Raw genomic sequence first — 23,024 nt, forward strand, 5'->3', positions numbered from 1 at the left:
GAAACCGTCGGCGGGAGCGGTTACCGTCGGGGCATGGACGACGCGACGACCGGGGGCCTGACGTTCGCCGTGGGCGCGCCGGGCCCCGCCCTGCGGCCGTACGTCAGGCGGATGACGGCCTACTCCGAGCGTTACGACGTGCCGCTGGCGCGCAGGGAGCCGCCGTTCTCCGGCATCGTGGTGATCTTCGGTCTCGGCGCGCCGCTCGACCTGGACGGCCCCGGCGGGGCGCGGCGGCTGGCCTCCTTCGTCGCCGGGCTCCACGACACCTACGTCGACACCCTCACGAGCGGGGCGGCCGAGAGCGTGCAGATCGACCTGACCCCGGCCGGGGCGCGGCGGTTGCTCGGGGTCCCGCTGGGCGAGCTGGCCAACCGGGTGGTCTCCCTGGAGGAGCTGCTCGGCCCGTGGGCGGACGCCGCGCTGGAGCGGCTGGCCCGGGCCGGTGACCGGCGCGAGCGCCTGGCGCTCCTGGACGGGCTGCTCACCCGGCGGATCCACGCGGCTCCCGCCCCGGACCCCCGGGTCGGCTGGGCGTGGGACCGCCTCGTCGCCACCGGCGGTACGGCGGGCATCGCGGCGCTCGCCCGCGAGTTGGGCTGGAGCCACCGGCACCTGGTCGCCCGCTTCCACGACCAGATCGGGCTCGCCCCCAAGGCCGCCGCCCGCGTGCTCCGCTTCGAGCGCGCCCTGCGGCGCCTGCGCGCCGGTGCCCGTCCCGCGGAGACCGCCGCGGCCTGCGGCTACTACGACCAGGCGCACATGAACCGCGACTTCCGGGCGATGGCGGGGGCCTGCCCCGGTGAGCTCCTCCGGTCCCTGGCGGAGGAGCCGGTCATCGTCCCCGGCTGAGGCGCCGGCCGGCGCCGCCCTCTCCGGAGCACGGGCCGCGGGAGCGCGGCCCTCAGGGGCACGGGCCTCGGGGCGCAGGTCAGATTCGTCCAAGACCTCCGTGCCCCCGCCGGGACACACTGCCGGTGACCGTGAAGGACGACAGGAGGGACGACCATGCGAACGGTCTATCCGCTGGTCCGCTACCGCGACCCCGCCGCGGCGATCGAGTGGCTCGCCAAGGCCTTCGGATTCGAGGCCGGGGAGGTCTCCGAGAACGACGACGGCGTGATCGTGCACGCTGAGCTGACCGTCGGCACCGGGATGATCATGCTGGGCACCGGGGAGCCGGGCGGGCACGGGGTGTACGTGGCGGTGGACGACCCGGACGCCCACCACGACCGGGCGGTGGCCGCAGGGGCCGTCGTCACCATGCCGCTGACGGACCAGCCGTACGGCTCCCGGGAGTACGCCTGCACGGACCCGGAGGGCGGCACGTGGTATTTCGGGACCTACCGGCCCTGACCCTGCCCGTCCCGCTCCGCGCCCGGCCGGGGCGGCGCGGACCGGAACCCCCGCGCGTCCGGGCGGCCCGGGCCCGGAGCCGCCCGGGTCAGCGGGGGAAGACGATCGTCTTGTGGCCGTCGAGCAGCACGCGCTGCTCGGCGTGCCACTTGACGGCCCTGGCCAGGACCAGGCACTCCACGTCCCGTCCGATGGCGACCAGGTCCTCCGGGGAGTGGCTGTGGTTGACCCGGGCCACCTCCTGCTCGATGATCGGCCCCTCGTCCAGGTCCGACGTCACGTAGTGGGCGGTGGCCCCGATCAGCTTCACCCCGCGGGCGTACGCCTGGTGGTACGGCTTGGCGCCCTTGAACGACGGCAGGAACGAGTGGTGGATGTTGATCGCCCGCCCGGCCAGCTTCTCGCAGAGGTCCTGGGAGAGGATCTGCATGTAGCGGGCCAGCACCACCAGGTCCGCCTGGTAGTGCTCGACCAGCGTCAGGACCTCCGCCTCCTGCCGGGCCTTGGTCTCCGGGGTGACCGGCAGGTGGTGGTAGTCGACGCCGTGCGACTGGGTGAGCGGCCGCAGGTCGGGGTGGTTGGAGACGACCGCGACGATGTCGATGTCGAGCAGGCCGGAGCGGGCCCGGTGGAGCAGGTCGTTCAGGCAGTGGTCGAACTTGCTGACCATGATGAGCACCCGCGGCCTGACCGCCGTGTCGCGCAGCTTGGTCTCCATGCCGAACTCGGGGGCGAGCGTGGCGAGGGAGGCGCGCAGCTCGTCCTCGGAGACCGGGGCGGAGAACTGCACGCGCATGAAGAACCGCTTGCTGTCCGGGTCGCCGAACTGCTGGCTCTCGGTGATGTTGCACCCGTGCCCGGCGAGCAGTCCGGAGACGGCGGCGACGACACCGGGACGGTCCGGGCAGGACAGCGTCAGCACATACTCGGCAGCACTCATGGCCTTCACACCTTCGCGAGGTCGGATCGTACGGACGCCGTGAGCGGATCCGGCGGGTCCGGCGGGGCGCGGCGCCCCCGCCGGGCGTCCGGCCCGGCTCACCCCGGCGGTCGCGGGAACGAGGTTACCCGGGTTCGCCCCGGAGGTCGTCCTCCCCCTCCGCCTCCCCGGCCCGCGCCGCCCCACATATCACCATCAGCGGCTATATTCCGCTGACTTCGGGTATCTGACTTTGATGAGGCATTACCCCCTGGATACGGACGGAGACGGTACGGACGCACAGACCGATCCCCCATCCGGAACCCGCACCGGAGGCACCGGACCCGACGGCGGCCGCTGACGTGGGGTGGGAACCGTGAGCCTGGCCGCGCTGACGGCACTGGCCGCGCTGTTCGCGGTCATCACGGGCGTCAACGACGGCGGCGCGCTCCTCGCGACCGGCCTGAAGATCCCCAGCATCCGCCCGGTGACCGGTGTGCTCATGATGATGGCCGCGGTCGCGCTGGTCCCTCTGGTATCCCACCAGGTCGCCACGACCTTCGCCACCCGGCTGACCACCGCGGAGGGCTCCGACGGGCAGATCATCATGGCCGTCGCGGTCCTGGCCGCACTGGTCGTCGTCATGGCGCTGAGCAACCGGGGGCGGCCCACCAGCCTGACCCTCGCCATCGTCGGCGCCCTGACCGGGGCCGGTCTGGGCTGGGGCGCCCCGGTCTCCTCCGACGCGGTGCTGTTCGTGCTGGCCACCGCGCTGGCGGCGCCGCTCGTCGGGGCGCTGCTGTCGATGCCGCTGCGCCACCTGCTGGCGCGCCTGCGCGACGCCCGCCTGCTGCGGCGGTGGCACCGGGTCGGGTTCAGCCTGCAGTGCCTGGCGTACGCGGCCAACGACGGCCAGAAGATGCTGGCCGTCTTCATGCTCGCCCAGGGTTTCTCCGGCGCGCCACTGCCCACCTGCGTCGCCATGGCGGCGATGTTCGGCGCCGGGGCCGTGTACGGCCTGCCGCGTGCCGGCCGCACGCTCAGCCGGGAGATCATCGCCTCGCGACCGCTGCACGGCGTGACGGCCGAGCTGGCCAGCGGCACCGCGGTGATCGGCTGCGCCGCGATCGGGGCCCCGGTGAGCATGACCCAGACCATCGCCGGCGCCCTGATCGGGGCGGGCGTGGCCGAGGGCAGCGGCCGGGTGCGCTGGCACGCCGCCGTGAAGATCGTTCTAGCCTGGATGCTGACGCTGCCGGTGAGCGGCCTGCTCGCCGCGGCGACGGCGCTCGTCGTCAGAGGAGTGATCGTTTGAAGCGGTTACGTCGTGTCCGGGACATGATGACCGGCCACATGGACAGCGTGCTCACCGAGGCGCTGATCGGGCAGCTGGAGGCGACCAAGGAGGGCGCCTGGCTGGCCATCGCGATGATCGGCGGCGAGACCCGCAGGGTCGACGCGCACGAGAGGATGCGCGAGATCGAGCACCGGGGGGACACCCAGCGCGCCCGTCTGGTGGAGGAGCTGTCCGGCGCGCTGATCACTCCGATCGACCGCGAGGACATGTTCCGCCTGTCCCGCTCGATCGACGACATCCTGGACTCCTTGCGCGACTTCGTCCGCGAGTCCCACCTCTACCGGGTCCGCGAGCAGCGGCGGTTCGCCCCGATGCTGGACCAGGTGATCACCGGCATCGAGGCACTGGAGACCGCGGTCTACGACCTCGCGTCCCGCCCCACCGCGGTCCCCGGAGACGCCCTGGAGGTCAAGAAGGTCAGCGGCATCCTGCAGCGCATGTACCAGTACGAGATCGCGCGGATCTTCTCCGGCGAGATCACCTCCGAGACCATGAAGGAGCGCGAGCTGGTCCGCCGGCTGGAGGTCGTCGCCGCCGCCATCGGCGAGGCCGCCGACGCCATCGCCGACGGGGCGATGAAACGCTGAGCGGAGGTGGTCCCGCGACGGGCGTCCCTCCGGTGGACGACCGGCCCGCGGCCCGGGTGGTCTGCCTGGACGGACTGGGCCGGGTGCTGCTGCTGCGCTGGCGGGACGCGGTGAGCGGGCGGGTCCTCTGGGAGCCGCCGGGCGGCGGCATCGACCCGGGCGAGACCCCTCTCGCGGCCGCCCGCCGGGAGCTGACCGAGGAGACCGGCCTGCCCGGGCGGGCGGTGCTGGACCGCTGGCTGCCGGTGCGCCGGGACTTCACCTGGCTCGGCGTGCGCTACGTCAAGACCGAGCGGTTCTACCTGGCCCGCTTCGACGGCACGCCCCGGGTGCGGCCCCGCGCGCTCACCGCCGAGGAGGAGGGCGCCTACCTGGGCGCCGGCTGGTTCTCCCCGGCGGAGCCGGCCGGGCTGCCCGAGTCGGTGGAGCCTCCCGGCCTGGCGGAGGTCGTCTCCCGGCTCGCCCTGCTGGGGTGAGCACCGGCGCGCGCCGTACGGGACCGCCGTCCCGTACGGCGCACCGGACCGGCGCGCCCGCGGGACCGGCGGGACCGGCGGATCGGCCGGATCACAGCCCGGAGCTCAGGCCCCTGAACGCCCGGCCCAGCACGGCACCGCCGCCGGGCAGCCCGGCGAGGCCGAGCAGGCGGTTGCGCAGTGTGATCCGCCAGGCCCGGTCCGGGACCATCCAGCGCGCGGCGGCGCGACCGCTCTCCTGCTTGGCCAGCACGAAGGGGCGCATCCGCCGCTCGTAGTGCTCCAGCGCCGCCTCCACCCCGGCCCCCAGCAGCTCGACGGCCAGCGTGCGGGCCCCTCCCATGGCCATCGACGATCCCTGGCCCGCCATGAGCGAGACGGCGTGGGCGGCGTCGCCGAGCAGGGTGACCCGGCCCCGGGTCCAGCCCGGCATCCGGATCTGGGCGACGTCGTCGTGGTAGGGATCCTTCGGGCAGTGGGCGAGCACCCGATCCACCAGCGCGCCCATCCCCCGGTACCGGCTCATGATCTCCCCCCGGGCGTCGGCGGGCGGCGGCGCCTGCGGCGCGGCGTGCACGAGGAACGCCGCCAGCCGTCCGTCCCGCACCGGATACAGCCCCGCCTGCCGGCCCGGCAGGCCCACCAGCACGGCCCGGCTGCCCGTCTCCGCCGCCAGCCCCGCGTCCTCGAACAGGTAGGAGGCGGTGTGGTAGCCCAGGGAGCGCAGGTAGCGGCGTTCCGGGCCGAAGACCAGCCGCCGGACCTCGGAGTGCAGGCCGTCGGCGCCGACCAGCAGATCGGCGCGGCAGGTGGTCCCGTCGGTCAGGTCGGCCTCGATCCCGCCGGGGACCTCGCGGATCGCGGTGAGACTGGTGCCGTACCGGATCTCGGCACCGGGGCCCAGCGACGAGCGCAGGATCGCCTCCAGGTCGCCGCGCATGATGCTCAGCACCCGTCCGCGCAGCAGCGCCCGGGCGTCCGCGTAGCGCAGTCCGGCGAGCCGCCTGCCGCGCTCGTCGGCGTAGACGAGCTCGGTGATACGGGCGGCGGCGGCGTGCAGCCCGGGGAGGATGCCCATCCGCTCGGCCACGTCGTAGCCCGCGCCGAAGAAGTCGATCATGTAGCCGCCGCTGCGCGGCTCGGGCGCCTTCTCCAGCAGCACCACCTCGGCGCCCACCCGCCGCAGCCACCACGCCAGGGTGAGCCCGGCTATCCCCGCACCGCAGACCAGGACCTTCATCAGGATCTCCTCTCCACGCCGAACAGCCCGTCCCGGTAGATGCTCATCACCTCTTCGGCCCACCGGGCCGCGCCCTCCGGCGAGAGGGGGTCGACGCCGAGGGAGTCGGCGAGCTGCTCCCGCAGCAGGAGCAGCATCAGGTCGCCCGCCACGACGAAGGCCGTCCGGACCTCCGGGTCGCGGCCCGGGTCGAGGACGCCGCGGGCGGCGAGCACCTCCAGCGTCGCCCGGCCGGCCTCCATCCACCGCCGGAACACCCGGGTCCCGGCGGGGTCGCCGGACAGCAGCAGGCGGCGCAGGTAGCCGGGGACCGGCGAGCCGGGAGGGAGCTCCCGCAGCAGCGCCTCCGCGAAGGAGGCCCCGTCCGCCGTGTCGAGGTCGCCGTCCGCCGCCCTGGACAGCAGGCCGTCGAAGACCGCGGCCACGTGCTCGTCCACCGCGGCGCGCAGCCCCTCCTTGGAGCCGAAGTGGTGGATGACGAGACCGGGCGACACCCCGGCGGCCGAGGCGATCCGCCGGACGGTCACCGCGTCCGGCCCTCGGGCGGCGAACAGCTCCAGTGCCCGGTCCCGGATCACGGCCCTGGCGGTCCGGTCATCATCTACTGAACGCATGTTCAGTATGCTAAACGTTTGTTCAGTACGCGGGCAAGGCCGAACCGCCCACCGGAGACCCGGCGAGACTCCTCATCCAGGAGGAGAAAAGAACACCCGAGACGATGAAAAATCAATCGAAGGGTGGAATTCCTCTACTCGGGAGGGTTCGGGCATACACCGCCCCGCCGGATCGAGGGAGGAAAACCTCACCCCGACCCGGAAAACCCCTCCCGGAGAAGAAAGTTCTCCACCCGGCAGGCCAGAGCGCGGCCACGGCCGGGGAGAAATCTCCGGGAGAGAAAGAAGGCATCCCGGGAGAGGTTTTCTCCTCCGCCGCGCCGTCCTCCCCGGCGGCCCCGGCACCGCAGACGAAGGCGCCCGTCCGAGGGGCACGAGGCCCGGACGGGCGCCGGAGGGCGTTCCAGCCGTCGGCTGCGCCGGTCAGCCCACATGGGTGGCGCTGGCGGCACCGCTCAGTCTGATCACGCCGGGTTTGTGGACGACGATCCTCTTCATCGCACCCCCCTGGGAGTCACTGCGGGTACGACAAGTATTTCGGGATTCCCCCGGATCGCAACGGAAAACAGCTGATCAACACGGCATCAGCATCACTGCGGCAGCACGGACATCACGCCCGTCAGATCCTTCTCGCCGTAGAGCACGACGCACCCGCCGCGCTCCTCCCTGCGGATCTCGCGCCAGCCGTACTTGCGGTACAGCTCGATCGCCGCCGGCTGGTTCAGGGTGGTGTCCCCACGCAGCCGCGTGTAGCCCAACTCGACCGCCCGCGCCTCCAGGGCCGAGACCATCCGGGCGCCGTACCCGCGGCGCTGGAACTCCGGATGGACCCGCAGGCGGCACATCTCGGCGGTCTCGTCGTCGACGCGGCGGAGCCCGGCCATCGACACGACACGGCCGGAGACCTCACCCACCAGGAACTCCCCCCGGTCGGCGAGGTAGATCTCGTTGATCCTCGGGAAGTCGTCGTCGTACCAGACGCCGTCCCCCGGTGCGAGCCCGACCTGGGCCAGGCAGATCTGATGCAGCGCGCAGACCGCCTCGAGATCGGACCAGCGGTAGCGCCTGATCCTGAGGTGGCTCATGCATCCACGCCCAACGGGTCCACCTTGACCAGCGACGCGGCGCGCAGCACGTCGAGGTAGGTCCGGAGCCCGGCGTGGTCCGGCACCTTGGCCTCGATCGCCTTGGCCACCTCGTGGGCGCGCTGCATGACGATGTCCGTCCGGCAGCCGTCGCCGAGCCCCTCGATCGTGGCCGTGGCGATCGACACCGCCTCGTCGACGTCGCCCTCCATCAGCTTGCACCTGGCCCGGTCGAGCCTGATCAGCGTGGGATCGAGCCAGTCGGACGGGCCGTACTTGGTGAGCGCCTGCTCCAGGATGAGGTCGGCCTCCATCGCCTGCCCCAGCCGGACCAGCGCGTCGCCCTGGTGGAAGTAGAGCTGGCGCTCGGTGTAGCCGAAGGCCGCGTCCTCCTTCTGGTCCGCGGTCATCTGGGCGAACGCCGCCCGGGCCCGGGACAGCGCCCGCTTGGCCTGGTCGACCACGTCCTTCTTCCCCGCGCCGGAGAGCATCGCCAGCGCCCTGGCCTCGACGACCGGCGCCATCGCCTGGGCCGCGCACGGGGTCTGACCGGCCAGGTCACCGCTCTTCTTGGCGAGGTTGAGCGCCTCGCGCGGGTCGCCGTAGTAGAGCGGGACCAGCGACTCCCGGGCGGTGACCCAGGCCCGCAGCGCGCGGTCGCCGGTCTCGTCGGCCGCCATCCGGCCGGTCCGGAAGAAGGAGCGGGCCATCCGGTGGTCACCCAGATTGATCATGATCATGCCGCTGAGGCCGGCCAGCTGAGCCGCCATCCGGCAGAGCCGTTCCTGCAGGTCGACCGGTTGACGCCGCTCCATCGCCTTGCGCACGGCGCTGAATTCCAGCAGCACGTCGCAGAGCAGGCGCAGGGGCGGCGTGTTCATGTACTGCCGGCCGAAGCCGACGGCGGCCTCCTCCCACTGGTCGAGCATCGCGGGCGAGACGGTCGCCGACACCAGGGTGTTGTCCATCCTCCGGCGTATGTTCTCCATCGATCCCAGCACCTGACCGTCCAAAGCGACGCTGCCGCCGGCCAGCAGGCCCAGAAGCGTTCTCCGCAGCACGTTCTCGTCCTCCTCGCCCCCGTCCACCGAGAGGTCTCCGTCGACCTGCGCGGTCCATGACTCGCGTGGACCCGGGGAAGTATCGGGTTTCTCATCCTGGAGATCGCCTCGGACGACACCGGGCATCTTGTGGCCGTGGCCGCAGATGCACGGGCCCTCATATCCAAGAGCGACCGGTTCGACCCGGTAGACGGAACAGAGGTAGTGGAGGTATTCGGGGCCGGGCCGTTTCAACCCGCTCTCGTAGGCGGACAGAAGCGTCTCCCCGATGCCTGGCGCCGGCTTGCCGTCGCGTTCGAACAGCGCCCGAACCTGTTCGATCACGTCGGCGAGCGCGATGCCGTGCGCGAGACGGTGACCCTTGATCCGCGTGGTCCCGAACTGCGGACCGCACTTGTCGAAGATCTCCTCGGCTATCTGCGCCGAGCTCCGTCCCGCGGCCAGGCCCCGAGCCCGGATCCGCCGTGCCAGCTCTGTCTCTCTGTGCTGCCTGCCGGACATACCGGCCCCTCTCTCGTGACCAGCTGGGCGGGCTGGCGCACTCAACATGTCCTGACCGGTCCTCTCCTACTGACACAGTGTGACTACAGCGTCGCACTGCGCCTACAGAGAATGATGGACCACCTTTGGCTCATCCGGAACCGACGAATGGAGCCACCGGCTAAGGATCGTCTCCCCCCGGACTGCTTCTTTCAACCTACTTGGGAGAACACCCCTCCTGATCTTGGGTTCCGTCCCGTTGACCCCCGCGCCGGTGTGAGACATCTTTGGCCAACCAGCACCGATCCGAGCGCCGCGAGGGCGCCGCCCGGTGCGGTGAGTCCGAAGAGGAGGGAACGAGGTGCAGGGAGACGACTTCGGGCACCTGGAGCGACTGGTGTCGGAACTGGACGCTCGCGGGCTGCACGCCCGGGTGGTGCGGAGCCAGACGGGCCGTGCGTTCGTCCGCGTGATCAACCCGAACGCGACCAGCCTCGCGGAGAACGTCACCTGCCGCGCCCAGACCGCCGCCAGCCGGCCGGACTGGTACTACTGGTGGTCCTGGGGAGAGAAGATGCACACGGCGGACGACCCCGCCGGTGCCGCGACCAAGGTCGCACGCGTGCTCGCCGCGGTGGGAGAGTGACCACGGCGGCGGACCGGCACGGGGCGCAGCCGTACCGGTCCGCCGTGCCCGCCACGGCCCGGCCGGGTCGGCGGGGTGACCGGTGCGGAGCGTCCTCGGACGCTGGTCACCCTGCCGGCTTCGGACGTCGAGAGCGCCGCCCGGTCCGACCGGGGCGGTGATCGGGAGATCCCTCCCGCGCAGCGGTACGGGACACGCTTCCGGGTGCGTGCCCCGTCCGTGCCGTACGTCACCGGAGTGTCCCGATCCGTCCCCCGCGGCCCCGGATCGGACGCCCCCGTCTTCCCCGGCGATGTGACGGCGGCCGGTCGGATCGGCGATATTGGGATGTCGTTGACTTCCTCGTTACCGAACCGGCCGATCCGGGAGGGATCCTCTCCGTGTTCCTGCTCTCCCCCAGCCCTTCTCCCACGCCCACCCCCACGCCCACGCCTTCACCGGTGCCGTCCCCGTCTCCGACGCCCACGTCGATCCTGGACTTCACCACCCAGATGAGCGAGGGCCTGACGAGGGCGTGCTCGGGCAGTGGGGACAACGACATACTCTGCGATGCCGTGTACTCCGTGCTGCCCGCCTCCTGGGCCCCCGTGATCGCCGGGCTGCTGTCCATCGTGCTGATCCTGGCGGTCGCCGTCGTCCTGCGGAAGGTGGTCCACCGCCTGATCACCCGGGTGGTACGGCGCGCGTCCGCGGGCAACGCCTCGATCGCCGGGCGGCTGCGCGGCCGGCAGACGGTGCAACCGGAGGGGCTCGACGCCGTCGCCGTCGAGCGGCGCAGGCAGCGGGCCGAGACGATCGGCTCGGTGCTGAGGTCCGTCGCCTCGATCGTCATCCTCGGCACCGCGGTCCTGACCGTCCTGGAACGGCTCTCCGTACCGATCGCCCCGCTGCTGACCAGCGTCGGCATCGTCGGCGTGGCCCTCGGCTTCGGCGCCCAGGAACTCGTCAGGGACTTCATCGCCGGCATGTTCATGCTCCTGGAGGACCAGTACGGCGTGGGCGACGTGATCGACGTGGGCGCCGCGACCGGCACCCCCGTCACCGGCACCGTCGAGGCGGTCACCCTGCGCATCACGCGCCTGCGCGACGCCGACGGCCGGGTCTGGTACGTCCGCAACGGCACCATCACCCGGGTCGGCAACGAGTCCCAGGGCTGGGCCCGCGCCACCGTGGACGTCCCGGTCGCCTACAGCTCCGAGGTGCCGGCCGTCCGCGACCTCCTCACGCAGGTGGCCGAGGAGATCTGGAACGACCCGGCCTACCGCGACGCCGTCATCGTCGAGGAACCGCAGGTCTGGGGGATCGAGCAGATCTCCGACACGGCCGTCGTCTTCCGGATCAGCGTCAAGACGATCCCGTCCCGTCAGGCGGAGGTCGCCCGGGAGATCCGCATCCGGGTCAAGACGGCCCTGGACGGGGCGGGCATCACGATCGCCGGCTGACGCCCGCGGCGGCGTCCCGCCGCACGGGCCGCGACCCGGCGCCCGCCGTAGGCGCCGGACGCGGGCGGGGGCGGACGCCGCCGGGGTGCGGTCCGGGTGCGGACGCCCGCCGCCGGACGCGATCCCCGGCGCGGACCCCTTAGGCTGAGACCGTGTCAGGTACCACCGAGGAATCCCAGTCCTTCTTCGACGCCGTCGGCGGGGAGGAGACCTTCCGCCGCCTGGTCCACCGCTTCTACCAGGGTGTCGTGGACGACCCCCTGCTCTGGCCGATGTACCCCGCCGACGACCTGGCCGGGGCCGAGGAGCGGCTGAGCTTGTTCCTGATGCAGTACTGGGGCGGTCCCAGCACCTACAGCCGGCGGCGCGGCCACCCCCGGCTGCGGATGCGGCACAGCCCGTTCGTCATCGGCGCCGCCGAGCGGGACGCCTGGCTGCGGCACATGCACGAGGCCGTGCTCTCCCTGGAGCTCCCCGAGGAGCTGCAGAACCGCCTGTGGGACTACCTCGTCTACGCGGCGCACAGCATGGTCAACGCGCCCGACGCATGAACGGCGCCACGCCGGGGCAGCCCAACTCCATGGAGATCCCCTGGTGGCGTGATGCCGTGGTGTACGAGATCTACGTTCGCAGTTTCGCCGACGCCTCGGGAGACGGCGTCGGCGATCTGGAAGGCGTCCGGCAGCGCCTGCCGTACCTCGCCGAGCTCGGTGTGGACGCGATCTGGTTGACCCCCTTCTACCCCTCCCCCATGGCCGACGGCGGCTACGACGTGGCCGACTACCGGGACGTGGATCCGCTCTTCGGCACCCTGGCCGACTTCGACGCGCTGGTGTCCGACGCCCACGAGCACGGCCTGCGGGTGCTCGTCGACATCGTGCCCAACCACAGCTCCTCGGCGCACCCGTGGTTCCAGGCCGCGCTGCGGGGCGAGGGGCGCGACCGCTACGTCTTCCGGGACGGCGGGGACTCCCCGCCCAACAACTGGCAGTCGACCTTCAGCGGCCCGGCCTGGACCCGGCTGCCCGACGGGCAGTGGTACCTGCACCTGTTCGACTCCTCACAGCCCGACTTCAACTGGCGCAATCCCGAGGTGCACGCCGAGTTCCTCGACATCCTGCGGTTCTGGCTGGAGCGGGGCGTGGACGGCTTCCGCATCGACGTGGCGATGGGCCTGTACAAGGCCGAGGGCCTGCCCGACCTGCCGCCCGACGACCAGTCGTTCAAGGCCGCCTCGCCGATCTGGGGGCGCCCCGAGGTCCACGAGGTCTACCGGGAGTGGCGCAAGCTGCTCGACTCCTACCCGGGCGAGCGCATCGCCGTCGGGGAGGTGTGGACCGACTCCGCCGAGGACCTCGCCCTCTACACCCGCCCGGACGAGCTCCACCAGAGCTTCAACTTCGCCTGGCTGGAGGCCCCCTGGTCGGCCACGGCGTTCCGCAAGGTCATCGACGAGACGCTGGCCACCGGGGAGGCGCACACCTGGGTGCTCTCCAACCACGACGTGGTCCGCCACGTCACCCGCTACGGCGAGGGGCTGCCGCACTCCACCACCGGTCTCGCCCGGGGCCGCGCGGCACTGCTGGCCATGCTCGCCCTGCCCGGTTCGGCCTACCTCTACCAGGGGGAGGAACTCGGGCTGCCGGAGGTGACCGACATCCCCGCCGGGGCCCGCCAGGATCCCATCTTCATCCGCTCGCAGGGCCGGCTGCCCGGCCGGGACGGCTGCCGGGTACCGCTGCCCTGGTCCGGCGCCGCCGAGCCGTACGGCTTCTCACCGGAGGGGGCCGCCCCGTGGCTCCCCCAGCCGGCCGAGTGGGCGGCGCTGACCGCCGAGCGCCAGGCCAGCGATCCCGGCTCGACGCTCTCCTTCTACCGGCAGGCGCTGCGGACCCGCCGGGCGCTGCGCGGCTCGCTGCCCGACCGCGTCGACTGGCTGGACGCCCCCGCGGACGCGCTCGTCTTCCGCCGCGGCTCGCTGACCTGCGCCGTCAACTGCGGCACGGAGGCCGTACCGCTCCCGCCGCACGAGCGGATCCTGATCGCCAGCGCGCCGGTGGACGGTCGCCTGCTCCCGCCGGACACGGCCGTCTGGCTGCACACTCCCTGAGACCCGGGCCCTTCCGGGCCCGGCCGCGGTTCACGCGTCCGTCCCCGGCGCGGCGGGAGCGGTGCCCCCGCCGCGTCCGGGACGGTCACCCCTGCCGCTCCGGGGACCGTCCCGCCGCCCGCGCGTGGCGGGCCAGTCCCTCGGCCTCCTCCGGCTCCAGGCCGATGCCGAAGACCTCCCCGAGCACGGCGTGCAGTTCCTCCGCCTTCAGCTCCTGCCCGTCGAGCTCGAGGTTCTGCAGCCGGCGGCGCGCGCCGGGGATCGTCCGCTGGGCGATCACGTGCCGGACGAAGGGCGAGGAGGGAAGGGTCGAGGTGTAGTGGTTGGCCATCTCGAAGTCCGCGCGGTGGTGCACCTCCAGGCGGAAGGCGTACAGCTCGGCCCAGCCGTCCTGCCGGAGGGTGCTCAGCACCCATTCGTCGCCGGCCCTGCCGAGCCGCCAGGTCCACGGCCCGACGTGGGAGACCGCGCCCTCGGCGAACGGCAGCGGCTCCACCAGCCCTTCCCCGCCGAACCCGACGTCTGCCAGATGGCGCGTGCCGTCGGCCTCGACCAGCAGCATGGCGTGGGTGCGCGCCCGCCTGGGCTCACCGAGCGGGCCCACCCGGGCCAGCAGCCGGGTCACCCGGTAGCCGAGCCGCTCCAGCACGGCGGCGAAGAGCAGATTGTGCTCGTAGCAGTAACCTCCGCGCCGGCCGTCCACCAGTTTCCCCTGGAGGGCGCCTGCGTCGAGCCGCACGCCCCGGCCCAGGACCACGTCGAGGTTCTCGAAGGGGATGGTCAGCACGTGGGCGCGGTGCAGTTCGCGCAGGGTCTCCGCAGTGGGGGCGAGCGGGCCCGCGCAGCCGATCCGCCGGAGGTAGGCGGCCGGGTCGACGCGTTCGGCACCCCACTCGGAGGCGGGACTGTTCTCCGTCATGTCCCCATGATGGCCGCCTGAGCGATCTTGCCGCGACCCCCCGGCCTCACCGCTCCTCGGGGGCGAACCTGCGCAGGTAGGCGGTCTCGTCCTCGGTCAGCCTGCGGGCGGCCGCCTTCTCCACGTCGTAGGCGACCATGATCGAACGGGCCTGGACGAAGACCTGCTCGTCGTCGCGGACCTCGTAGTCGAGGGTGAAGCGCACCGGGCGGATCTCGCTCACCCAGGTCTCCACCCGGACCGGGTCCGGCCGGAACATCAGGGGCCTGCGGTAGTCGATCTCGTGGCGCGCGACGACCAGCCCCTGGAACGGGGCGGCGATGCCCTCCCGGTGAGGGGTGACGTGGAACATCCCGATCCGGGCGTCCTCGAGGTAGTCGAAGAACCGCACGTTGTTGACGTGGCCGAGCACGTCGATGTCGGCGAACCGGACCGGCCGGTGGAGGACGTGCCGCCGGCCGCGGTCCGTGTCGTTCGTGGTCTGTCCGAGCACATCGAGAACCGTAGCGGTCCCCGGGCCCCCGCCTCGCGGCGGGGTCCGGGGACCGCGCGCGGCCGGGTCAGTCGCGGGTGAGCTTGCGGTAGGTCACCCGGTGCGGGCGGGCCGCCTCCGCGCCCAGGCGCTCGATCTTGTTCTTCTCGTAGTCGGCGAAGTTGCCCTCGAACCAGAACCAGTTCGAGCCCTCCTCCCAGGCCAGGATGTGGGTCGCGATGCGGTCGAGGAACCACCGGTCGTGCGAGGTGATGACCGCGCAGCCGGGGAAGTCGAGCAGCGCGTTCTCCAGGCTGGAGAGCGTCTCGGTGTCGAGGTCGTTGGTGGGCTCGTCGAGCAGCAGGACGTTGCCGCCCTGCTTGAGGGTGAGCGCGAGGTTGAGGCGGTTGCGCTCGCCTCCGGACAGCACGCCCGCCTTCTTCTGCTGGTCCGGGCCCTTGAAGCCGAACGCGGCGATGTAGGCGCGGGACGGCATCTCGACGTTGCCGACCTTGATGTGGTCGAGCCCGTCGGAGACGACCTCCCAGACGTTCTTGCTCGGGTCGATGCCGCCCCGGCTCTGGTCGGCGTAGGAGATCTTGACGGTCTCGCCGACGGTGATCTCCCCGCTGTCCGGCGTCTCGCCGCCGGTGATCATCCGGAAGAGCGTGGTCTTGCCGACGCCGTTCGGGCCGATCACGCCGACGATGCCGTTGCGCGGCAGGTCGAAGGAGAGGCCGTCCATCAGCAGCCGGTCGCCGAAGCCCTTGGTGAGCTTCTCGGCGCGGATGACCGTGGTGCCCAGGCGCGGGCCCGGCGGGATCTGGATCTCCTCGAAGTCCAGCTTGCGGTACTTGTCGGCCTCGGCGGCCATCTCCTCGTAGCGCTGGAGGCGGGCCTTGCTCTTGGCCTGGCGGGCCTTGGGGTTGGAGCGCACCCACTGCAGCTCCTCCTCCAGCCGCTTGCGGCGCTTGGCGTCCTTCTGGCCCTCGACCTTCAGGCGGGATGCCTTCGACTCCAGGTAGGTGGAGTAGTTGCCCTCGTAGGGGTAGCAGCGGCCGCGGTCGAGCTCCAGGATCCAGGTCGCCACGTTGTCCAGGAAGTAGCGGTCGTGAGTGACGGCCAGGACGGTCCCGGGGTACTTCTCCAGGTGCGACTCCAGCCAGTTGACGCTCTCGGCGTCCAGGTGGTTGGTGGGCTCGTCGAGCAGGAGCAGGTCGGGCTGCTCCAGCAGGAGCTTGCAGAGCGCGACGCGGCGGCGCTCACCACCGGAGAGCTTGCTGACGTCGGCGTCCGGGGGCGGGCAGCGGAGCGCGTCCATCGCCTGCTCCAGCTGGCTGTCGAGGTCCCAGCCGTTGCGGTGGTCCAGCGCGTCCTGGAGCTTGCCCATCTCCTCGAGCAGCTCGTCGCTGTAGTCGGTGGCCATCAGCTCGGCGATCTCATTGAAGCGGTCGAGCATGGCCTTGGTCTCGGCCACGCCCTCCTCGACGTTGCCGAGCACGGTCTTGGACTCGTTGAGCGGGGGCTCCTGCTGGAGCATGCCGACGGTGAAGCCGGGCATGAGGCGGGCCTCGCCGTTGGACGGCTGCTCCAGGCCTGCCATCATCCGCAGCAGCGTCGACTTCCCGGTGCCGTTGGGGCCCAGGACACCGATCTTCGCGCCCGGCAGGAACGACAGCGTCACATCGTCGAGGACAACCTTGTCGCCATGCGCCTTGCGCACGCGCTGCAGTGTGTAGATGTACTCCGGCATGCCTTCTAGCTTAGGCCCTCCGGGCCTCAGCTAGGGGCGGCCTCCGACCCGGGCGGCGGGGTGCTGGGCGGCATCGAGGCGGCCGGGAGGTAGACGCGGTCCCGGCCGAGCTCCTTGGCGTGGTAGAGAGCCAGGTCCGCCACCGCCAGCAGTTCGATCAGGTCGTTGCCGTGCACGCTCATGACCGCGATGCCGGCCGAGATCGTCACGCTGATCATGTCGCCGTCGACCGGGACGGCCATCCGGCCGATCCGCGAGCGCAGCCGCTCGGCGACCCTCCGGGCCTCGGTCATGTCGGCCCCGGGCAGCAGGACGACGAACTCCTCCCCGCCGAAGCGGCCCACGATGTCGTACTCGCGGAGCTGGCTGCGCAGCGTCGTCGCCACGCCGACCAGGACCTGGTCGCCGGTCAGGTGGCCGTAGGTGTCGTTGACCCGCTTGAAGTGGTCGATGTCGACGATCAGCAGGGCGAGCGGATCACCGGTCCGCCGGGCCCTGACGATCTCGGTGTCCGCCTCGCGCTGCCAGGCGGCGGCGTTGAGCAGGCCGGTCTTCGCGTCGGTGCGGGCCGCGGCCTGGAGCTGCGCGTGGAGCAGGCTCCGCTGGAGCAGCACCACCGGCGGGAGCGCCAGCACCAGCAGCAGCAGGTTGACCCCGCAGGCGATGGCCACGATGACACCGAGGCAGAGCTCCACCACGTCGAGCGTCAGGCTCTCCCTGTCCCAGAGCACCTCGCGCCAGCGGCTGTCGGGATTGGCCATGTGCGCGGCGACCGCGACCAGCGCGGTGTTGAGGACGGTGAACAGCACGGCGCAGCCGATCGCGACGGTGATCGGCCACCCCCCTCCGGTGCTCAGTCCGGACGGGTCCCCGACGCCGAGGCGGAACAGCACCGAGGCGGCGCACCCGGACAGCCCGATCGCGGCCGAGCTGAACACCCTCCGGTAGACGAGCGTCTCGCGCACCCGTTTCTGCAGCAGGATCTGGAGCGGGATCGGCGCCAGGAGCGCGTAGACCGGGGGCAGGAGCAGGGCGACGGGCAGCCACCAGGCGGACAGCAGGTCGCGGGCGACGCCGGCGGGCATGCCGAGCCTGCGGGTCGCCTCGATGCAGACCGCCCCGCACGCCACCAGCGCGGCGAAGGTCAGCGTGTCGGACCACCGGAACACGCTGGCCATGGCGGAGAACACGGTCACGGCCAGGGCCAGCGCCACGACTCCGCAGAGGTAGACGACCAGCGGGCGGCGCTGCCCCAGCAGAGGCCACCGACCGGCCAAGGTCGTCACGCCGTCACGCGGCTTGATCGAGGTATGACTGGGCGCCACCATGCAGTCCCCCTCTTTGGCTAACGATGTGTAACACAATAATTGCGGAGTGTGCGCCGCGCGACGGGAACCGCTACCTTTGACGGAGTGAGCCGACATATCGGGTGGCTCACGACGGATATCGCTCTCTCCGCTACCGGACCGTGTGGGAAAGGAGCAGCCATGCTGCGGGGCGTGACCTGGACCTGACAGGTGCCTCGGCGTCTGAGACGAACCACGACCATCGGCCGTTCCCCCGGATGACCCCACGAGCGCACGGTGAGGCACCGACCGCGTCCGGCCGGTGCCCCCTCCTCCCCCTCTCCCCGGCGGCCCCGTCCGGGCCGTTCCGGGAGCGGCGCTCCCTTCAGCGGACCCGTCAGGCCGCCGCCCGCACCCCGGTCCGCCACGCCCTGCCGCCCTTCGTGCGCGGGGCGGATCCGTCGCCTCCCGCCTGGGCATCGGGCGTGTCGCCGGCCTCCCGCGCCGTGTCCGCGACCCCGTCCGGAGCGCCGGTGTCCTCGGCGCCCGCCACGGCCGCGGCGGGCGTCTCCGCCGCGTTCTCGGCGATGTCGCCCCGGAGCCCCGCCGACCCGTCCGGGACCGTGGAGACCACACCGCCCAGCGACCAGTCGAGCGTCTCGCGGTCGAGCTCGCTCCGCTCCTCCTCGCCCAGCAGCGGGGCGCTACCGCCCCGCTGCGGTTTGCTGAAGCTGCCCAGCCCCCAGCGGAGGTCGTGCCCGACCGCTCCGGCCTCGACCTCGGCCATGAACCGGCGCTCCCCCTCGTGGACGAACTCCCGGATGCGCAGCCGCCCCTGGACCACGACCGGCTGCCCCACCCGGACCGACTGGGCGACGTTGTCGGCGAGCCCCCTGAAGCACCGGACCCCGAAGTAGGTCGTCTCGCCGTTGCGCCACTGCTGGTGCTCCCGGTCGAAGTAACGGCTGGTCGACGCCACCTTGAGCGAGGTCACCCGTGATCCGTCGGGGAAGGTGTGCTGGCGGGGCGGAGCCGCGACGTTGCCGGTCAGGGTGATGTAGATGTCGTTCATCGTGCCTCCCGTGAGAGCGGGCGGGCTGCCCGCGCTGTGAGAGACACGGTGGCCCGCGCCGCCTTCCGCGCGGAGCCGCGAACCGCGCTCTGTGGACGACCGGGGGGATCCCGGCCGGGCTGTGGACGACCGGTGGGGCCCGGACGGCACCCATCCACCGCGACCGGCACGGCGCCCTGCCCGCAGGTCAGCCGCGCACGCCCCCGCCCCCAGTCCCGCCGCGCAGCGCCGCTCCGCCCGCCGGTCAGCCGCGCACGGCGCGCAGTGCCGCGTAGAACTCGTTGTAACGGGCCAGCTCGCGCTCCACCGGCTCGATCACCATGCTCTGGGCCACCGCCGCGACCCTGCGGCGCATCTCGCGCTCCAGCCGCTCCCGCTCTCCCGCCGCCCCCAGCGCGACGATGTTCCGGCTGGCCACCGCCGTGAGCAGGCCCAGGCCGAGGACGGACAGCACCATCAGCCCGACCCAGGGCAGCGAGGCCGGGTCGCCGAACGCCTCCAGGCCCTCCGGGATCCTGCCCACCTCGAACACCCCGTAGGCCAGGGCCGTACCGATCCAGGCGACGCCCGCGACGAAGAGCACGACCAGCAGGTACTGCCAGACCAGGAGCAGCCGCCACCAGGCCGGCACCCGGTCCAGGCGGGGCGCGATCTCCGTCAGCTCCTCCGACAGCACCTGCGGCAGCTGGGCCGTGCGGGAGCGCGCGGCGTCCCGCACGGCGTTCCGCCACGCCTCGTGCATGCCCGTGGTGAGCCCGTCGGACAGGGCCTGGACCGCGTTGTCCACCTCGGCGGGCTGCGCGCTCATCGCACCGCCGGCCAGGCCGCGGATCTCGTCCTTGAGGTCGTTCAGGCGGAGGCTGGCGAGCGGATCCGGTCGGAGCCGGGCGGCCCAGCGGGCGTACGGCCAGCCGACCCACTCGGCCGACCGCACGCCGTACACGTTCTCCATCGCCTCGCCGACGGCCGGCACCCCGGCCGCGTCGCAGAGCGCGTCGGTCAGGCCGATCCGGCGGGCGTCGTCGACGGAGGCGGCCACCGGCGGGACGCCCTCGGCGGGCATGGCCTTCGTCAGGCGCCGGACCAGCCGGTCGAGGTCGGCCTCCAGCCGCTGGATCGCCGCCCGGCGCCTGGCCACGGCGTCGGCGAGCACGGCCCGCAGGTCGTCGACGCCTCTGCCCGTGGTCGCGGAGGTCGGCACGATGACGGGGTTCTCGACGCCCTCGCGGCGGAGCAGGTCGTCCAGGTCCGCGACGCACTCGGCCAGTTCCCCGGGGCTCAGCCGGTCGGCCTGGTTGAGCACGAAGACCGTCACCGCGTCGTGCCCGGCCAGCTCGGTCACGTAGCGCCGGTGGGTGGAGGCGTCGGCGTACTTCTGCGGGTCGAGCACCCAGACGACGAGGTCGGCGGCCTGGATCAGCCGGTCGGCCTCGGGGTCGGTGAGCGCCCGGATGGAGTCGTGGTCGGGCAGGTCGAGCAGGATCAGCCCGTGCAGCCCGCTCTCGCCCTTGTCGAGCGCGCTGGCCCTGGCGAAGCGGTGCCGCCACTGGATCTGCAGCCAGTCGAGCAGCGGGCCGGCTCCGTCCAGGCCCCACACGCAGGCGTGGGTGCGCGCCGTGGTGGGACGGCGCACGCCGGTCGGCGAGAGCTCGAGTCCGGAGATCGCGTTGAACAGCGAGGACTTGCCGCTCCCTGTGCCTCCGGCGAGGGCGACGACCGTGTGCTCGGGGGAGAGCTTGAGGCGGTCGCCGGCGCGCAGCAGCAGCTGGCCCGCCTCCGTGAGGATCTTGGGGTCGACCCTGCCCGGTCCCAGCTCCACGACCCGGGCCACCGCGGCGAGGCGGCCGCCGAGTCCCTGGCGCGCCGGGGTCGTGCCGATGGTGCTGCTCATCGTCGCTCAGCGCTCCTCGTTCGACGCACGGCCCGCGGCGCGCGCGGGAGACGACGGCGGGACGGCGGCGTGCCTGACCACGCCGGCCGCCGTGGCGGGTGCGGACGCGGACGCGGCGGTCCCGGCGCCCGCGGCGCGGGGCTCACTCCTCATCGGGCGACCTCAAGGTTGTACATCGCCTGGTAGAGGCGGGTTGCTGCGGATTCGTCGGGGATGCCGGCCCCGTCGAGGACCTGGATGTAGCGGGAGACCTCGTCGTCGAGCAGCGCCCCGATCCGGGCCCTCAGGTCGCTGCGGGCCTTGGCGCTGATGTTGCGCAGCGACTCCGCGCCGAGCAGCGCGTGCAGCAGCCGCTGCGGCAGCGCGCTCCTGCCCGTGACCTCGACCTCGGCGGTGCCGTAGCCGAACAGCCCGATCGCGAAGATCATCGCTAGCGACTCCGCGTCGAACGAGACCAGCCTGGCCACCGACCGCTTGGTCACACCCTCGGTGCGGATCAGCTCGACGAGGTGCTCCTGCCAGGCCGCCACGGCCCGGCCGGCACGGCGCGCGAACTCGTCGGAGGGGCGGCCGAGCCCCGCGGACGCGGCCAGGGCCTCCCCGCCGGACCGGTGCAGCCAGCGCGAGGCGGCCTCCTCGGCGGCGCGCTGGGCCGCGGAGACGACGACCGACTCCAGCCCGGTCCGGAGCGCGCCCTTCAGCGCGCTGAGCCGCTCGGGCCCCTGCTGGCTCATCTTCCCGGCGAACCTGCCGGGCCTGCGCAGGCGCAGGGTGCGCATCAGGTCGCCCGATCCGACGAAGTCCTGCCAGCGGCCCAGGACCTCCCCGCGCAGCAGCGAGCCGTTCCTGGTGGCCTCGTCGATCTCGGCGAGCGCTCCGCCGTACGCGGCGTCCACGTCGCCGCGGAGCTCGGCGCGCACGGCCAGCTGCGCCTCCAGGTGCTTGGCCAGGGCGGGGACCCGGGTCCGGAAGCTGTCGAGCACTCCGGCCAGCGTCTCCCGTACGGCCTGCGCCCGCCGCCGCTCGTCCACCGAGAGTTCGGTCAGCCAGAGCCTGAGCTCGGTGACCTCGTGGTCGGGGAGCATGCCGCCGCTGGTGGTGCTCTCGTTGATGACGAAGCGGTCGACGTGGCCGAGGCCGTACTCGGTGAGCATGCGCACGAAGTGCTTGGTGACCACCTCGCGCGACTTGGCCGGCACCCGGGAGAGCACGATCGCCAGCCGGGCGCCGCGCTCCTTGGCCAGGCGGAGCAGCCGCCAGGCCGGGGCGTCGGCGTAGCGGGCCGCGGTCGTGACGAAGATCCACAGGTCGGCCGCGTCGAGCATGCGGTGGGCGATCTCGTGGTGCGTCTCCACGACCGAGTCGATGTCGGGGGTGTCGAGCAGCGCCACGCCCGGGGGCAGGCGCTCGGTGGAGACGAGCACGATCCCGTCCGTCCCGCCGCCGGGGTCCGCGGCGTCCCGCCGCTCCAGGCCGCCGAGCGGGCCGCCCTCGGCGAACCACCCGTGGTCGTCGGGGTGGCAGGCCAGCACCGGCACGCCCGTGGTCGGCCGCCGGACGCCGGTGGGGCTGACGTCGGCGTCGGCCAGGGTGTTGAGCAGGGTCGACTTGCCCGCGCCGGTGGAGCCCGCGATGACGACGAGCGCCGGCGCGGTGCTGACGCGGATCCGCGGGATCACGTAGTCGTCGAGCTGGGTCAGGAGCTCGTCCCTGGCCCGCCTGGCCTCCTGCGCACCGGGGAGGTCGAGGCCGAAGGCCAGGCCCGTGACGCTCTCCCGCAGCGCGGCGAGCGCCTCGGTCAGCGCCTCGGATGCCTCCTGGGGCAGCTCCGCCTCCCGGACCCACTCCCGCGGCGCGTCCTCGTCGAGGGCGTCCTCGCCACCGGCTCCGGCGTCCGCGATGACCACCACGGCGTCGTCCGCGCCGCCGGTGTCCTCGGCCGTGTCCTCGCCCGTGTCCCCGTCCGGCGCGGCGTCCCGCCCGTCCCCGGGGTCCCGGCCCGCCGGGTCCCCGCCCTCGCCGAACTCCTCACCGGGCTCCTCGGTGAGCTCCTCCGCGGAGTCCCCGCTCCCGGCGTCCGCCCCCGGTCCTCCTGCGCTCTCCTCGCCGCGTTCCCCGGCGTGTCCCGCCTCGGGCTCCTCCGCGGCGGACGGCTCCCACCGGAAGACCGCGTCCCCGGCCTCCTCGGCGCCGTCCCTGGTCTCCCCGGCCTCCTCGGCGCCGTCCCTGGTCTCCCCGGCCTCCTCGGCGCCGTCCCT

Annotated in this window: 21 protein-coding genes; 9 read left to right on the plus strand and 12 right to left on the minus strand. The window is 72.8% G+C overall.

Annotated features, from left to right (window positions below; all coding sequences use genetic code 11):
- Positions 1-33 precede the first annotated feature (33 nt).
- Together ABD823_RS03185 and ABD823_RS03190 are read left to right on the plus strand one after the other, a co-directional pair.
- Positions 34-852, plus strand: coding sequence for a helix-turn-helix domain-containing protein (locus ABD823_RS03185; RefSeq protein ID WP_344855692.1), 819 nt, complete (start codon positions 34-36; stop codon positions 850-852).
- 156 nt (positions 853-1,008) lie between these two features.
- Positions 1,009-1,356 carry a VOC family protein gene (locus ABD823_RS03190; protein WP_344855694.1) on the plus strand — a complete coding sequence of 116 codons (348 nt, stop codon included), beginning with the start codon at positions 1,009-1,011 and terminating at the stop codon, positions 1,354-1,356.
- 88 nt (positions 1,357-1,444) lie between these two features.
- Here ABD823_RS03190 and purU read toward each other — a convergent pair whose 3' ends face one another.
- On the minus strand, positions 1,445-2,296 hold the full coding sequence (purU, locus tag ABD823_RS03195) for a formyltetrahydrofolate deformylase (protein ID WP_344855695.1): 852 nt from the start codon (positions 2,294-2,296) through the stop codon (positions 1,445-1,447).
- 355 nt (positions 2,297-2,651) lie between these two features.
- On the opposite strand from purU, the gene ABD823_RS03200 reads away from it, so the two are divergent.
- From ABD823_RS03200 to ABD823_RS03210, 3 genes are read left to right on the plus strand one after another with little or no spacing between them, the layout of a single operon-like run.
- Positions 2,652-3,590 carry an inorganic phosphate transporter gene (locus ABD823_RS03200; RefSeq protein ID WP_344855696.1) on the plus strand — a complete coding sequence of 313 codons (939 nt, stop codon included), beginning with the start codon at positions 2,652-2,654 and terminating at the stop codon, positions 3,588-3,590.
- Positions 3,587-4,219, plus strand: coding sequence for a DUF47 domain-containing protein (locus tag ABD823_RS03205; protein ID WP_344855698.1), 633 nt, complete (start codon positions 3,587-3,589; stop codon positions 4,217-4,219). Before ABD823_RS03200 ends, ABD823_RS03205 begins: the two co-directional genes overlap by 4 nt.
- Before the next feature lie 32 nt (positions 4,220-4,251).
- The gene (locus ABD823_RS03210) at positions 4,252-4,695 is read left to right on the plus strand and encodes an NUDIX hydrolase (RefSeq protein WP_344855700.1); all 444 of its coding nucleotides are present in this window, start codon (positions 4,252-4,254) and stop codon (positions 4,693-4,695) included.
- Between the two features lie 91 nt (positions 4,696-4,786).
- On the opposite strand, the gene ABD823_RS03215 is transcribed toward ABD823_RS03210, so the two are convergent.
- From ABD823_RS03215 to ABD823_RS03230, 4 genes are all read right to left on the minus strand, one after another.
- Positions 4,787-5,935, minus strand: coding sequence for an FAD-dependent oxidoreductase (locus ABD823_RS03215; RefSeq protein ID WP_344855702.1), 1,149 nt, complete (start codon positions 5,933-5,935; stop codon positions 4,787-4,789).
- Entirely contained in the window at positions 5,935-6,549 is a 615-nt protein-coding gene (locus ABD823_RS03220) for a TetR/AcrR family transcriptional regulator (RefSeq protein ID WP_344855704.1), read from the minus strand. Before ABD823_RS03220 ends, ABD823_RS03215 begins: the two co-directional genes overlap by 1 nt.
- A gap of 590 nt (positions 6,550-7,139) precedes the next feature.
- On the minus strand, positions 7,140-7,634 hold the full coding sequence (locus ABD823_RS03225; protein WP_344855706.1) for a GNAT family N-acetyltransferase: 495 nt from the start codon (positions 7,632-7,634) through the stop codon (positions 7,140-7,142).
- Positions 7,631-9,196, minus strand: a complete 1,566-nt coding sequence (locus tag ABD823_RS03230; RefSeq protein WP_344855708.1) for an NsdA family TPR-like regulatory protein — start codon at positions 9,194-9,196, stop codon at positions 7,631-7,633. The genes ABD823_RS03225 and ABD823_RS03230 overlap by 4 nt, the downstream gene beginning before the upstream one ends.
- A gap of 340 nt (positions 9,197-9,536) precedes the next feature.
- On the opposite strand from ABD823_RS03230, the gene ABD823_RS03235 reads away from it, so the two are divergent.
- The 4 genes from ABD823_RS03235 to ABD823_RS03250 all read left to right on the plus strand — a co-directional run bounded on the left by ABD823_RS03235 (position 9,537) and on the right by ABD823_RS03250 (position 13,373).
- Positions 9,537-9,821 (plus strand): hypothetical protein, encoded by a 285-nt coding sequence (locus tag ABD823_RS03235; RefSeq protein ID WP_344855710.1) that lies wholly within the window; start codon positions 9,537-9,539, stop codon positions 9,819-9,821.
- Between the two features lie 380 nt (positions 9,822-10,201).
- Positions 10,202-11,263, plus strand: a complete 1,062-nt coding sequence (locus tag ABD823_RS03240) for a mechanosensitive ion channel family protein (RefSeq protein WP_344855712.1) — start codon at positions 10,202-10,204, stop codon at positions 11,261-11,263.
- A 152-nt stretch (positions 11,264-11,415) separates the two neighbouring features.
- Positions 11,416-11,814: a globin gene (locus tag ABD823_RS03245; protein WP_344855714.1), complete on the plus strand. Its 399-nt coding sequence runs from the start codon at positions 11,416-11,418 to the stop codon at positions 11,812-11,814.
- Positions 11,811-13,373 (plus strand): glycoside hydrolase family 13 protein, encoded by a 1,563-nt coding sequence (locus ABD823_RS03250; RefSeq protein WP_344855716.1) that lies wholly within the window; start codon positions 11,811-11,813, stop codon positions 13,371-13,373. Before ABD823_RS03245 ends, ABD823_RS03250 begins: the two co-directional genes overlap by 4 nt.
- 85 nt (positions 13,374-13,458) lie before the next feature.
- Here ABD823_RS03250 and ABD823_RS03255 read toward each other — a convergent pair whose 3' ends face one another.
- The 7 genes from ABD823_RS03255 to ABD823_RS03285 all read right to left on the minus strand — a co-directional run.
- Positions 13,459-14,292 carry an arylamine N-acetyltransferase family protein gene (locus ABD823_RS03255; RefSeq protein WP_344855718.1) on the minus strand — a complete coding sequence of 278 codons (834 nt, stop codon included), beginning with the start codon at positions 14,290-14,292 and terminating at the stop codon, positions 13,459-13,461.
- Between the two features lie 46 nt (positions 14,293-14,338).
- Entirely contained in the window at positions 14,339-14,785 is a 447-nt protein-coding gene (locus tag ABD823_RS03260) for an acyl-CoA thioesterase (protein ID WP_344855720.1), read from the minus strand.
- Positions 14,786-14,852: 67 nt separating this feature from the next.
- Positions 14,853-16,517, minus strand: a complete 1,665-nt coding sequence (gene ettA, locus ABD823_RS03265) for an energy-dependent translational throttle protein EttA (RefSeq protein WP_344855722.1) — start codon at positions 16,515-16,517, stop codon at positions 14,853-14,855.
- 26 nt (positions 16,518-16,543) lie between these two features.
- Positions 16,544-17,845: a GGDEF domain-containing protein gene (locus tag ABD823_RS03270; RefSeq protein ID WP_344855724.1), complete on the minus strand. Its 1,302-nt coding sequence runs from the start codon at positions 17,843-17,845 to the stop codon at positions 16,544-16,546.
- A 355-nt stretch (positions 17,846-18,200) separates the two neighbouring features.
- The gene (locus ABD823_RS03275; RefSeq protein ID WP_344855726.1) at positions 18,201-18,875 is read right to left on the minus strand and encodes a single-stranded DNA-binding protein; all 675 of its coding nucleotides are present in this window, start codon (positions 18,873-18,875) and stop codon (positions 18,201-18,203) included.
- A gap of 244 nt (positions 18,876-19,119) precedes the next feature.
- Complete coding sequence (locus ABD823_RS03280) at positions 19,120-20,766, minus strand: YfjP family GTPase (protein WP_344855728.1); 1,647 nt, start codon at positions 20,764-20,766, stop codon at positions 19,120-19,122.
- A gap of 149 nt (positions 20,767-20,915) precedes the next feature.
- Positions 20,916-23,024, minus strand: a 2,109-nt coding sequence (locus ABD823_RS03285) for a hypothetical protein (RefSeq protein ID WP_344855730.1), incomplete at its 5' end; no start/stop codon positions are given.

Origin of the sequence: Planomonospora alba (assembly GCF_039534085.1) — a bacterium.
In the GTDB taxonomy this organism is placed as follows: domain Bacteria; phylum Actinomycetota; class Actinomycetes; order Streptosporangiales; family Streptosporangiaceae; genus Planomonospora_B; species Planomonospora_B alba.